Genomic DNA, 12005 nt, shown 5'->3' with positions numbered 1-12005 from the left:
TACCATGGGATGGCAAGGCAGGCGCCCTAGCCCTGGCGCTCGCCGCCCGGATTTTTCAGCCGTTCCGGATCGAGCGAAATACCGCGCTTTACCTCGCCTTCCGCGCCCAGCGGGGCCAGTGTCTGGCCGTCAATGACGATCCGCACGCCGCCGGCATTGCCGGTCAGCAGCGTCAGACCGGCGCGATCCGGCACCTGGTAGCGCTCGCCGGCATTCAGCAGGCGGGTGAAAATCTGCTCATTGTTGGGCCCACGCACCTGAATCCAGGCCGGCGCGGTGGCCTCGACCCGGATGCGGCCGGGTTCGGCGGCGCCATAGCTATTCTGCGCAGCAGCGGTCGGTGCGGGTGTCGCCGGAGCGGTGGCGACGGCGGCCGGCGGTGAAGCCGGAGCGGGCGTCGCGATGGGCGCCTGTGCAGTCGGAGCAGCGGGAACCGGGGCTGCCGGAGCCTGCGCCACCGGCGGCGGCGCAACGGGTGCCGGCACGGCCATGGGCGGCGGCGCCAAGGCCGGTACCTGTGCTGTCGGTATCTGTGCAGTTGGGGCCTGTGCAGTCGGGGCCTGAGCAGGTGCTGCAGGCGCCGGCGTTGCAGGTGCCTGCGCGATCTGCGGCGGCGGCGGCAACACGATAGGTGGCGCGGCTGGTGCAATTGGCTGCGGGCTGGGCACCAGATCGGCGAGCCGCGACGGCACGGCCTGGATCAGGTCCTGCCCTACGCGCAACGCTTCCTGATGGCGATACCACAGCGCATAGATGATGCCGGCCAGCACCAGCGCGCCGACCACCAGCCAGAGCCGGGGCGTGCGCTCTTCCGGACGCGGCAACGGGAAATTCAGCACGGTGCGATGATGCGCGGCGCCGTCGCTTTCGGCCTGATAGCTTTTCAGCACCTGGTCGGGATCGAGGCCGAGGAATTCTGCATACTGGCGCAGGAAGCCGCTGACATAGACGGCACCCGGCAGTTCGCCGAACCGGCCCTCCTCAATGGCTTCCAGATACGGGCGGCGGATACGCAGGCGTGCGGATACGTCCGTCAGCGCGAGGTCGCGCCGCTCACGCACCACTTTCAGGCTATGACCAACACCCTCGTAACGCTCGCCATGGAGCGCTGCGTCGGCCATCGCCGGCTGTCCGCCGGACTGGGAATTCATGATCTCGCCCGCAGGTTTTTAGCTGCCGCCATATTACGGCAATGTGCCGATCAGGCTAGCGTTTTCAAACAATTACGCCATTTTCCCGAGCAAATTCTTCAAGAGGCCCGCGTACGCTGTGCTCGGGCGAGCTATACAACTTGGACATATATTCAGCCAGTTGCGGAACAGACAGGCTACGCAGCATTTCCTTCACCGGGCCGATGGCGTTGGCTGGCATCGACAGGCGGCGGAAGCCCAGGCCGAGCAATGCCATGGCCTCGAGTGGCCGGCTGCCCATCTCGCCACACATGGTGATCGGCTTGCCCACCGCATGGCACTGCTGCACCACCCAGTGCAGGAAGCTGAGCATGGCGGGGCTGAGCGGATCGTAGCGGTCGGCCAGCTTGGTGTTGCCGCGGTCGGCGGCGAACATGAACTGCATCAGATCGTTCGAACCGACCGAGATGAAATCGACCAGCGGCAGCAGCGCCGGCAGCTGCCAGGCCAGTGCCGGCACTTCCAGCATGCTGCCGACCTGCACCTTGAGCGGCACCGGCTTGCGCAGGTTGACCAGCCGCTGCACCTCGCGATCCAGCAGCTTGCGGGCACGGCGGAATTCATCCACCTCGGCGATCATCGGGAACATCACATACAGGCTGCGGCCAGCCGCCGCTTCCAGCAACGCGCGCAGCTGCACCTTCAGCAGCGCCGGGCGATCCAGCGTCAGGCGGATCGCGCGCCAGCCCATCGCCGGATTTTCTTCGGGATACTTCACCAGGTAGGGCAGCACCTTGTCGCCGCCGATATCCAGCGTGCGGAACACCACCGGACGGTCGCCGGCATGCTCGATCACGCGGCGATAGATCGCGGTCTGCGCCTCGGCCTTGGGCAGGGTCGGCCGCACCATGAACTGCAGCTCGGTGCGATAGAGCCCGATGCCGTCGGCATTGGTTTCATCGAGGTGGCTGAGATCGATCAGAAGGCCGGCATTGACCAGCATGGCGACCTTGGTGCCATCGGCGGTGATCGCCGGGTCCTCGCGCTGGGCGGCATATTTCGCCAGTCGCGCCTTGCGCAGCCCGACGCTCTGATGGAACGCCGCAACCACATCAGGCACCGGGCGCACGAAGACCTGGGCATGATCGCCATCGACCACGATGGTATCGCCCGGTTCGACCTTGGCGATCACGCCCGCAACCCCGCCGAGCACCGGGATCGACAGGGCCCGCGCCACGATGGCGACATGGCTCATGCTGGAGCCTTCTTCCAGGATCACGCCCTGCAGCTTGCGGCGGTCATAATCCAGCAATTCGGCCGGCCCCATGGCGCGCGCCAGCAGGATGGCATTCTCAGGCAGGTTCTCGGCCGCCGTATGCTGCGGCTTGCCAGTCAGGTGCAGCAGCAGGCGGTTGGCCAGGTCGTCGAGGTCGGCTAGGCGCTCGCGCAGATAGGGATCGGTGATCGCCTGCATGCGGTGGCGCGTCTCACCCTGCACGCGCTGCACGGCGGCCTCGGCGGTCAGGCCGGACTCGACCGCCTGATGCAGCTTGGACAGCCAGCCGGTGTCATGGGCAAACATCTTGTAGGTTTCAAGGATGTCGCGGCTCTCGCCGACAATGTCGCTGTCGGGCGTTTCCAGCATCTTGTTGACCTGGTCCCGCATCGAGGTGACGGCGGCATCGAGCCGCTGTTTCTCATACGGAATGTCATCCGCCATAGTCTTTTCGACATGGATGCGCGGCTCGTGCAGCACGGCGACGCCAATGGCGAGGCCCTCCGACAGCGTGCGGCCATCGGCGCGGAACGGCATGGTGGAGGCGCGCGAGGCGGCCACCAGATCCTCGCCGCCGCTGAGCTGGCCCGACGCGACCATCTCGGCCAGCACCATGGCGATGGTCTCGAGCGCCTCGACTTCTTCGTCGGCATACTGCCGCCGCGTCTGGTTCTGCACGACCAGCACGCCGATCACGCGATTGTCGCGCAGGATCGGCACGCCAAGCAGCGAGTGATACACTTCTTCGCCGGTTTCCGGCTTGTAGGCGAATTGCGGATGGCCCTGCGCATCGGCCAGCGCCAGCGGGCGCGCATGCGCCGCGATGTCGCCGACCAGACCCTCGCCCACCTTCAGGCGGGTCTTGTGCACGGCGTCGGGATTCAGACCTTCGGTGGCGTAGAGTTCGAGTTCGTCGCCGCGCAGCAGATAGGCCGAGCAGACTTCGGCCACCATGTTGGCGGCGATATTGCGCACGACGCGGGCGAGGCGTTCATCGACGGTGCCGGCCTCGGCCATCACCTCGCGGAGACGGCGCAGCAGGCCACGCGGCCCGGGGGCTTGCGCCCGGCCCGGCGTCACAGCCGTTCTCCGTTACCAGTTACCGGAGAGGCTGGTGTGATACGCCCTCCCCGCATCGGTCTCCCGCTTTCATTCTGCGTCGAGTCCGAAGGCGGTGTGCAGAGCGCGCACCGCGAGTTCGGTGTAATCGGCGCTGATCAGCACGCTGACCTTGATCTCCGAAGTGGTGATCGCCTGGATGTTGATGTTCTTCTCGGCCAGCGCCTTGAACATGATATGCGCCACACCGGCATGGCTGCGCATGCCGACGCCGACGACCGAAACCTTCACCACGTTGCGATCCGGCACCAGCTTGACCCAGCCCAGATTCTTTTCCTGCTTCTCCAGGATGCCGACGGCGCGATCGAGATCGCTGCGGCCCATGGTGAAGGTCATGTCGGTCTTCTTGCCGTCTTCAGAGATATTCTGGACGATCATGTCGACATTGATGCCGGCATCCGACAGCGGGCCGAAAATGCCGGCGGCAATGCCGGGACGGTCGGCGACGCCGATCAGGGTGACCTTGGCTTCGTCGGCGGAATAAGTGACACCCGAGACAATCTGCTTTTCCACGATCTCTTCCTCATCCACAACCAGCGTGCCGGCCACATCGGCAAAGCTCGACAGAACCTGGGTCCGCACCCGGTGGTTCATCGCCATTTCCACCGACCGGGTCTGCAGAACCTTGGCGCCCAGCGAGGCCAGTTCCAGCATCTCCTCGTAGGTGATCTTATCCAGCTTGCGGGCTTTTTTCACGATACGCGGATCGGCCGTGTAGACACCGTCCACATCGGTATAGATATCGCAGCGGTCGGCCTGCAGCGCGGCAGCCAGCGCCACCGCCGAAGTATCCGAGCCGCCACGGCCCAGCGTGGCAATACGGTCGCCGGGACCGACGCCCTGGAAACCGGCCACCACCGGCACCACGCCGGCGGCCATATCCCTGAGCATGGCGGCGCCGTCGATTTCGGCAATCCGCGCCCGGCCATGCATGTCGTTGGTGCGGATCGGCACCTGCCAGCCCTGCCAGGAACGCGCCTTCACGCCGGCGGACTGCAGCGCCATGGCAACCAGGCCGGTGGTGACCTGCTCGCCGGCAGCCACGACGGTGTCGTATTCGCGCTGGTCGTGCACCGGGTCGACCTGCTTGCACAGGTCCACCAGGCGATTGGTTTCGCCCGACATGGCGGAGACCACGACGGCAACCTGGTTGCCGGCCTCGACCTCGCGCTTCACCTTGGCGGCCACATTCTTCATACGGTCGACCGAACCGACCGACGTGCCGCCGAATTTCATCACCAAGCGCGCCATGTCGCTCGATCCCATTTCACTGTTCGTTGTCGATAGTTACCGGCAGAACCTTGCCGGCTAAAAGGCGGGTACTTAATACTCTCGGGACCGGTCCGGGGCAAGCCGAGCCGGGCGGAAAAATCCCCTGTTTCCTTAGCCCTTTGTCGGGCCCGAGCGAGTCGCCGCATGAGCCAGTCCGCTGCCAGTATCGACCCCGCCGAAATCGCCCGTTTTTCCGCCATGGCGGCGGAATGGTGGGACCCGCAGGGCAAGTTCAGACCGCTGCACAAATTCAACCCCGTGCGGCTGGGGTTCATTCGTGACCGTATTGCAGCGCACTTCCACCGCGACAGCCTGTCGGGCCGGCCGCTCGAAGGCCTGCGTCTGCTGGATATCGGTTGCGGCGGTGGCCTGGTGTCGGAGCCGATGGCCCGGCTGGGCGCCAGCGTGGTCGGCGCCGATGCCTCCGAGCGCAATATCGGGGTCGCCAGCCTGCATGCCACTGAGGCCGGCGTGACCGTCGACTACCGCGCCACCAGCGCCGAAGCCCTGGCCGCGGCCGGCGAGCAGTTCGATGCCGTGCTGGCGCTGGAAGTGGTGGAGCATGTCGCCGATCTGGACGGCTTCCTCGCTGCCTGCGGCCAGATGGTGAAACCCGGCGGACTGCTGATCGCCGCCACGCTGAACCGCACGCCGAAATCCTTCGCGCTCGGCATTGTCGCCGCCGAATACATCCTTGGCTGGGTGCCGCGCGGCACGCATGACTGGAAGAAATTCCTCAAGCCGCATGAGCTGGCCGGGTCCTTGCGCCGCGCCGGGCTGAGCTTGGGCGAAGTGGCCGGCGTCAGCTACAGCCCGCTCAACGACCGCTGGAGCATCGGCCGCGACACCGACGTGAATTACATGCTGGTGGCAACGAAGGACGCCTAAGCGTCAGGCATCTTCCCTGGGCAGCCAGGGGATCATGGCAACGTCGACGCCCTCTTCGACCAGTTCCTTGGCCTCATCCTTGGTCGCCTCGCCGTAGATATTCCGCTTGTCGGTTTCACCGTAATGGATCCTGCGCGCCTCTTCGGCGAACTGGTCGCCAACGTAATCGGCGTTCTTCTCGACATGATCGCGCAACTCGGTGAGCGCCTGGCGCATCTTGGCCGCCTCTTTGGCTTCGGCCTTGGCGACCTCGCCTTTCGACTTGCCGATGCGTGGCGCCATCGGCGCCTTCTCGACCTTGCGCGAGTTGCAGACCGGGCACACGACCTTGCCGCCCGCCGCCTGCTTGTCGTAGGTGGCGCTGTCATAAAACCACGCCTCGAAAACGTGGTCCTTGCGGCATTTCAGTTCGTACTTGATCATGACTCTTACCGGGTGATTCGGCACGGGGGCCGAAACCTGCCTTGACCTGCAACACGTTATACATGGGGCAGTCACGGCGGTGCAACAAGGGGGCAGATCGACAGCATGCACGGCAGCGGCTTGCCATCTCCCTGGGTTGAGCGCTTTGCGCCCCTCGTCACCTCCGGCGGCAGTGCCAGGAGCAATGTATTGGACCTCGCCTGCGGTGGCGGGCGGCATGGCCGGCGGTTTCTGGAAAACGGCCATAAGGTGTGCTTCCTTGACCGCGATCTGTCCGGTGTCGCCGACCTGCGCGCACACGCCAATGCTGATTTGATCGAGGCCGATGTCGAGAACGGTCCCTGGCCTCTGGCCGCAAAACAGTTCGATGCCGTGGTAGTGACCAACTATCTGTGGCGGCCGCTGTTTCCGCAGATCGCCGCCGCACTCGCCCCTAAGGGCGTGCTGATCTACGAGACCTTCATGCGCGGCAACGAGCGCTTCGGCAAGCCGAGCAATCCGGATTTCCTGCTGGCACCGCATGAACTGCTCGACTGGTGCCGCGAAGCCGGGTTTGAGATTCGCGCTTTCGAGCAGGGTGAGGAAGCGAATGCCGTGCGGCAGCGCATCTGCGCGGTGCGCCCTGCATGATCGAGACGGCGCGCCTGATCCTGCGCCGCTTCGAGCCGCGCGACTTCGAGGCGCTGGCGCGCTTTTACAACGACGACCAGGTGATGCGTCACATGCTACCCGGCCGCGGCCTGCCGCGTGCCGAGGCGCAGGCGCGCGCCAAGAGCAACATCCATAATTTCAACGACCACTGGGATCGGCGCGGCCATGGGGTCTGGGCCGTGCAGGATCGCGTGAGCGGCCGGCTGCTCGGGCAATGCGGGTTGCGCTGGGTGCCCGAGGCCGAACAGACCGAACTGCTGTATCTGCTGGGCAAGACCGCCTGGGGCCGCGGCCTGGCGAGTGAGGCCGGTCGCGCCGCGCTGCAATTCGGCTTCGAGCGCTGTAACCTCACACAACTGATCGCGCTGACCGCGCCGGAAAACCGCGGCTCGAAGCGCGTGCTGGCCAAGCTGGGATTCAGCTACACCGGCGAGGGACCGATCTGGGAGCGGATCGTCAGCTGGCACAACCTTCCGCGTGAAGCCTGGAACAGGATGCAAACGGAAAGTGTGTCCAGCGATATTACGGCGTGATTTTTCCGAATTAGCAGTTGGGCCATCGCCCGCCGAGGCGTAGCATCCGGCCATGACCTTCGACATCGACAAACGTCTGCAGCATGCGAGCCAGGTGATCCGCGAGGCCGGCAAACTGGCGCGTGGTTTTTTCGACAATCGCAGCGAACTGGTGGTCAAGCTGAAGGGCGTGCAGGATTTCGTCAGCCAGGCCGATGCCGAGACCGAAGACCTGATCGCCTCGCGCCTGCTCGGCGAATTTCCGCATGACGGAATTCTCGGCGAGGAACGCGGCCGGCGCGGCGGCGATACCGATGCGCTCTGGGTGATCGATCCCATCGACGGCACGGCGAATTACGTGCGCGGACTACCGTATTGGTGCGTGGCGATTGCGCTGATGGTGCAGGGCCGCATCGAACTCGGCCTGATCTACGATGCCGTCTCCGACAAGCTCTACACTGCGCGTGCTGGCCATGGCGCCTTCTGCAACGGCAAGCCGATCTCGGTCAGCGGCATGCAGCGTTTCGACCAGGCCTGCCTCGGCATCGGCTACGGCCATGGCGAGGCGCCGGGGCCGCACGCGAAAGTCATCGACAACCTGCTGGCGGCCCATTGCCAGTATCGCCGGCTCGGCAGCGGCCTGCTGCTGATGGCGCTGGCGGCCGAAGGCGCGCTGGATGGTTTTTATGAACTACGCATGAAGCCGTGGGACGCGCTGGCGGGCCTGCTGCTGGTGCGCGAAGCCGGTGGCTTCACCAACGACTATGAAGGCCGTGGCATGCCGCAGGCCGAACCGGTGCTGGCCCTGACGCCCGCGTTGTGGGCGCCATTCGCCCAGGCGATGAACGTGACCCTGCCGCTCTATTCGGCGGCCCGGCCGGTCAAATTGCGCGCCGGCAACGTATAGACAGGATCGTGCCGCCAGGCCGGGATCTGCGCCCGCGCCTTGGCCACTTCACCCAGATCGATCTCGACCACTTTCGCGCCGACGCCATCGCCCATATCGGCCAGCACGCGGCCCCAGGGATCAATCACCAGTGAATGACCATAAGTCTGCCGGTTGCCCGGATGGTCGCCCCACATGGCGGGCGCGATCACGAAAGCGCCGGTCTCGATGGCGCGCGCCCGCATCAGCACATGCCAATGTGCCTGGCCGGTGGTGCGGGTGAAGGCCGCCGGGATGGTGATCAGATCAGCGCCGGCCTGCGCCAAGCCGCGATACAGACCGGGGAAGCGCAGGTCGTAGCAGACCGACATGCCGAGCGTGCCGAATGGCAGCGACGTCAGCACGCCCTCGCCGCCCGGCGCGATCGAGTTGCTCTCGCGATAAGTCTCGCCGGACGGAAGATCGACATCGAAGAGATGGATCTTGTCGTAGCGCGCGGCAATTCCGCCATCGGGCGCCAGCAGGTATGAGCGGTTGAAGTTGCGGTTGGCGCCGGCCGGCTTGATCGCCAGCGACCCCACCAGCAGCCAGGTGCCGAGTTCCGCGCTGAGTTTGCGGAACGCCTGCAACGCCGGGTGACTCTCTTCCGGCTTTCCGGCAGCGACACTGGCAGCGGCATTCACGCCCATGAAGCCGGAATTCTCCGGCGTGGTGATGAAGTCGGCTCCAGCTTCCCTGGCTTTGCGCACCAGAGCGGAGACATGGGCGATGTTGGCGTCCATGTTGTCCCAGATATTGGGCTGCACCAGACCGACTTTTACCTTCTGCGCCATCGCCCCGCCCCCGTTCTGACTTTACGCCGCCAACATGGCGTCAAGCTTACCCGCGCGCTCCAGCGCATAGAGATCATCCGAGCCGCCAACATGCGTGCCGTTGATCCAGATTTGCGGCACCGTGCGGACGCCGCCGGCCTTCTGGGTCATCTCCTCGCGCTTGGCAGCGTCGTAGGACACGTCAATCTCGTCATAGGTCTGACCCTTCTTGTCGAGCAGCGCCTTGGCGCGCGCGCAATAGGGGCACATGAAGGTGGTGTAGATTTCGATCTGAGCCATCGTCCGGGTTCCTTGTGCGAGTTTGCCCCTCGCAATTTTGAGATTATATGGCGCTCTGCTCGGCCCGAACAACCCGGGCGAGGGTGAGCACCGTCACCTCCGCGGCCCCTGCCCGCAGCAGCGCCCGGCAGCAGGCATTCACCGTGGCGCCGGTGGTGAAAACGTCATCCACCAGCAGCAGGCGCCGGCCGCGGATGGCGGCCGCCTGCCCCGGATCAACCGCGATGGCTCCGGCCAGTTCCCGCCTGCGGGCAGCACGGTTGAGGCGGCCGAGGCTGCGGGTGGCGCGGCGCCGCTGCAGCAGGTCGAGCAGCACAGGCTTGCCGGTCACCCCGCCGAGGGCCCGGGCCAGCAGCGCCGACTGGTTGAAGCGCCGGCGCCACAGCCGCCAGCGATGCAACGGCACCGGCAGGATCATGTCGCACTCGGTCAGCAGCGGCGCACCGGCCTGCCGCATCAGGGCGGCGAGACCGGGCGCGAGGTCGGTGCGGTCGCCGCGCTTGAAGCGCAGCACCAGGTCGCGACCGCCGCCGCCATACACAAACGCGGCGCGCGCGCGGGCAAACGGTGGCGTGTCTTTCAGGCAGGCGCCGCAGACCAGTCCGTCGGGCACCGGCACGGCATGCGGGACGCCGCAGGTTGGGCAACAGGGGTCTGCTATGAAGCCGACGCTGGGCCAGCAATCGAGGCAGAGCCGCCCGGGTTCATCCACCTGCGCGGTGCACAGCATGCATTGCGGTGGCAGCAGGGCGTCGACACCCCCACGCCATGCACTGCGCCAGAGGCGTTTCCAGCTGCGGCTGACGATCTGCACTGCGAGAGTGTCTTGCATGGACATCCGGATATGACGCAGCGTCAGGCATGACGCGGCAGTTCCGGGTGTTTATGCTGCCAGAAAACGCGGCCGGAGGAAACGGAACATGAGCAGCAGCCAAGAGGCGCCCCGGGCGATCCGCATCGGCGGCGCATCGGCCTTCTGGGGCGATTCCATGGTCGCCGCGCCGCAGCTGCTGGCGCAGGGCGAGGTCGACTACCTGATCTTCGACTACCTGGCCGAGATCACCATGTCGATCATGGCGCGCATGCGGGCGAAAGATCCGGCGCAGGGCTACGCCACCGATTTCGTCGCTGTGACCATGAAGCGGCTGCTGCCCGAGCTGGCGCGTCGCAAGGTGAAGGTGGTGGCCAATGCCGGCGGCGTGAACCCGGCGGCCTGTGCCGCCGCCATCCGCGCACTGATTGCGGATGCCGGTTTGTCGCTGAAGGTCGGTGTGGTGCTGGGCGACGACCTGCTGCCGCAGATCGACACGCTGAAGTCGCAGCTGGAGCCGATGCAAAAGGGTGCCGAGACGCCGGCGAAATTCATGTCGGCCAATGCCTACTTAGGCGCGGCACCCATCGCCGCCGCGCTCAAAGCCGGCGCCGATATCGTCGTCACCGGCCGTTGCGTCGATTCAGCCCTGGTGCTCGGCCCGCTGCTGCATGAATTCGGCTGGGACCTGCAGGATTTCGACAAGCTCTCCGCCGGCAGTCTGGCCGGCCATATCATCGAATGCGGCGCGCAGGCCTCGGGCGGATTGTTCACCGATTGGCGCGACGTGCCGGACTGGGACAATATCGGTTATCCGATTGCGGAGGTTTCCGCAGACGGCAGCTTCGTCGTCATCAAGCCGAAAGGCACCGGGGGTCTGGTCAGCTTCGGCACGGTGGCCGAGCAGCTGGTCTACGAGATCGGCGATCCGGCCTGCTACATGCTGCCCGATGTCACCTGCGATTTCACTGCCGTGCAGATCGAGCAGATCGGCGAGCATCGCGTGCGGGTGTCGAACGCGAAAGGCCGCCCGCCACCGGACCGCTACAAGGTCTCGGCCACCTGGCTCGACGGCTTCCGCGCCGTGGCGCATATGACCATCGGCGGGATCGATGCGCGGGAGAAAGCCGAACGCAGCGCCGAGGCGATCCTGAAGCGCACACGCAAGATTTTCGCCGCGCTCAACATCGGTGACTATCGCAGCACCTCGATTGAAATCCTCGGCAGCGAGGCGATGTACGGCCCGCAGGCTGCGGCCGGCGCGCGCGCCGCACGCGAAGTGGTGATGAAGCTGGCGGTCAGCCATACGGATAAAGCTGCGCTGGAAATCTTCAGCCGCGAGATCGCCCCGGCCGGCACATCCTTCTCGCCCGGCACCACCGGCTTCTTCGGCGGCCGGCCGAGCCCACAGCCAGTGGTGCGGCTGTTCTCCTGCTTCATTCCGAAAACCAGCCTGTCGATCGCGCTCGACACCGAGGGCGAGGAGAAGCCTTTCGCCGTGCCGATGATCAGCGGCGAGCCGCGTGGCGCGGCAGCCGGCCAGGATATCTCCGCTCCCCTGCCCGCTGGCCCAACCAAGACCGTACCGTTGGTACGGCTCGCCTATGCCCGTTCGGGCGACAAGGGCAACGACAGCAATATCGGCGTGATCGCGCGCAAGCCTGACTACCTGCCGGCGATCCGCGCGGCCCTCACAACCGAGGCCGTCGCCGGCTGGTTCGCACATTTGGTAGAAGGCCCGGTCGAACGGTTCGACTGGCCGGGTATCCATGGTCTGAATTTCCTGCTGCACCAGGCGCTCGGTGGCGGCGGCATTGCCTCGCTTCGCAACGACCCGCAGGGCAAGGCTTTCGCCCAGATGCTGCTGGATTTCCCGGTTCCGGTGCCCGCCAACTGGGCGGTATGAATCGCAGCGCAAAAGGCGG

The 12005-nt window shown here is 65.7% G+C and carries 12 protein-coding genes; 5 read left to right on the top strand and 7 right to left on the bottom strand.

Translation table 11 applies throughout. The annotated features are described in order from the left end of the window. Positions 1-26 precede the first annotated feature (26 nt). The 3 genes from FNB15_RS11395 to FNB15_RS11385 form a co-directional block, all read right to left on the bottom strand. On the bottom strand, positions 27-1151 hold the full coding sequence (locus tag FNB15_RS11395) for a helix-turn-helix domain-containing protein (protein ID WP_144068814.1): 1125 nt from the start codon (positions 1149-1151) through the stop codon (positions 27-29). 64 nt (positions 1152-1215) lie between these two features. Beyond that, on the bottom strand, positions 1216-3486 hold the full coding sequence (gene ptsP, locus FNB15_RS11390; RefSeq protein WP_342777558.1) for a phosphoenolpyruvate--protein phosphotransferase: 2271 nt from the start codon (positions 3484-3486) through the stop codon (positions 1216-1218). 69 nt (positions 3487-3555) lie between these two features. Continuing rightward, entirely contained in the window at positions 3556-4776 is a 1221-nt protein-coding gene (locus FNB15_RS11385; RefSeq protein WP_144068813.1) for an aspartate kinase, read from the bottom strand. Between the two features lie 165 nt (positions 4777-4941). Here FNB15_RS11385 and ubiG point away from each other — a divergent pair, with 165 nt between their 5' ends. Next, complete coding sequence (gene ubiG / locus FNB15_RS11380; RefSeq protein WP_144068812.1) at positions 4942-5685, top strand: bifunctional 2-polyprenyl-6-hydroxyphenol methylase/3-demethylubiquinol 3-O-methyltransferase UbiG; 744 nt, start codon at positions 4942-4944, stop codon at positions 5683-5685. 3 nt (positions 5686-5688) lie between these two features. Here the strand turns inward: ubiG and FNB15_RS11375 are convergent, their stop codons facing one another. After that, positions 5689-6108: a DUF1178 family protein gene (locus FNB15_RS11375; protein WP_144068811.1), complete on the bottom strand. Its 420-nt coding sequence runs from the start codon at positions 6106-6108 to the stop codon at positions 5689-5691. 189 nt (positions 6109-6297) lie between these two features. On the opposite strand from FNB15_RS11375, the gene FNB15_RS11370 reads away from it, so the two are divergent. From FNB15_RS11370 to FNB15_RS11360, 3 genes are read left to right on the top strand one after another with little or no spacing between them, the layout of a single operon-like run. Then, entirely contained in the window at positions 6298-6738 is a 441-nt protein-coding gene (locus FNB15_RS11370; protein WP_246068664.1) for a class I SAM-dependent methyltransferase, read from the top strand. After that, positions 6735-7292 (top strand): GNAT family N-acetyltransferase, encoded by a 558-nt coding sequence (locus FNB15_RS11365; protein ID WP_144068809.1) that lies wholly within the window; start codon positions 6735-6737, stop codon positions 7290-7292. Before FNB15_RS11370 ends, FNB15_RS11365 begins: the two co-directional genes overlap by 4 nt. Before the next feature lie 52 nt (positions 7293-7344). Beyond that, positions 7345-8178: an inositol monophosphatase family protein gene (locus FNB15_RS11360; RefSeq protein WP_144068808.1), complete on the top strand. Its 834-nt coding sequence runs from the start codon at positions 7345-7347 to the stop codon at positions 8176-8178. On the opposite strand, the gene FNB15_RS11355 is transcribed toward FNB15_RS11360, so the two are convergent. The 3 genes from FNB15_RS11355 to FNB15_RS11345 are packed head-to-tail and all read right to left on the bottom strand — an operon-like array spanning position 8133 to position 10101. Continuing rightward, a complete protein-coding gene (locus FNB15_RS11355) occupies positions 8133-8990 on the bottom strand; it encodes a carbon-nitrogen hydrolase family protein (RefSeq protein ID WP_144068807.1) in 858 nt (285 codons plus the stop codon). The two genes, FNB15_RS11360 and FNB15_RS11355, sit on opposite strands and share 46 nt — an antisense overlap. 21 nt (positions 8991-9011) lie before the next feature. Continuing rightward, entirely contained in the window at positions 9012-9269 is a 258-nt protein-coding gene (gene grxC / locus FNB15_RS11350) for a glutaredoxin 3 (protein WP_144068806.1), read from the bottom strand. A 43-nt stretch (positions 9270-9312) separates the two neighbouring features. Beyond that, entirely contained in the window at positions 9313-10101 is a 789-nt protein-coding gene (locus tag FNB15_RS11345; RefSeq protein ID WP_144068805.1) for a ComF family protein, read from the bottom strand. Positions 10102-10189: 88 nt separating this feature from the next. On the opposite strand from FNB15_RS11345, the gene FNB15_RS11340 reads away from it, so the two are divergent. Beyond that, positions 10190-11986: an acyclic terpene utilization AtuA family protein gene (locus FNB15_RS11340; RefSeq protein ID WP_144068804.1), complete on the top strand. Its 1797-nt coding sequence runs from the start codon at positions 10190-10192 to the stop codon at positions 11984-11986. Positions 11987-12005: the final 19 nt, after the last annotated feature.

The organism is Ferrovibrio terrae, assembly GCF_007197755.1.
In the GTDB taxonomy this organism is placed as follows: domain Bacteria; phylum Pseudomonadota; class Alphaproteobacteria; order Ferrovibrionales; family Ferrovibrionaceae; genus Ferrovibrio; species Ferrovibrio terrae.
This window is presented reverse-complemented; position numbering and strand designations above follow the sequence as displayed.

Coding starts and splice junctions, on each gene's coding strand:
- FNB15_RS11355 (WP_144068807.1), bottom strand. CDS start 8,990: ATGGCGCAGAAGGTAAAAGTCGGTCTGGTGCAGCCCAATATCTGGGAC.
- FNB15_RS11365 (WP_144068809.1), top strand. CDS start 6,735: ATGATCGAGACGGCGCGCCTGATCCTGCGCCGCTTCGAGCCGCGCGAC.
- FNB15_RS11340 (WP_144068804.1), top strand. CDS start 10,190: ATGAGCAGCAGCCAAGAGGCGCCCCGGGCGATCCGCATCGGCGGCGCA.
- FNB15_RS11360 (WP_144068808.1), top strand. CDS start 7,345: ATGACCTTCGACATCGACAAACGTCTGCAGCATGCGAGCCAGGTGATC.
- ubiG (WP_144068812.1), top strand. CDS start 4,942: ATGAGCCAGTCCGCTGCCAGTATCGACCCCGCCGAAATCGCCCGTTTT.
- FNB15_RS11395 (WP_144068814.1), bottom strand. CDS start 1,151: ATGAATTCCCAGTCCGGCGGACAGCCGGCGATGGCCGACGCAGCGCTC.
- FNB15_RS11375 (WP_144068811.1), bottom strand. CDS start 6,108: ATGATCAAGTACGAACTGAAATGCCGCAAGGACCACGTTTTCGAGGCG.
- FNB15_RS11385 (WP_144068813.1), bottom strand. CDS start 4,776: ATGGCGCGCTTGGTGATGAAATTCGGCGGCACGTCGGTCGGTTCGGTC.
- grxC (WP_144068806.1), bottom strand. CDS start 9,269: ATGGCTCAGATCGAAATCTACACCACCTTCATGTGCCCCTATTGCGCG.
- FNB15_RS11345 (WP_144068805.1), bottom strand. CDS start 10,101: ATGCAAGACACTCTCGCAGTGCAGATCGTCAGCCGCAGCTGGAAACGC.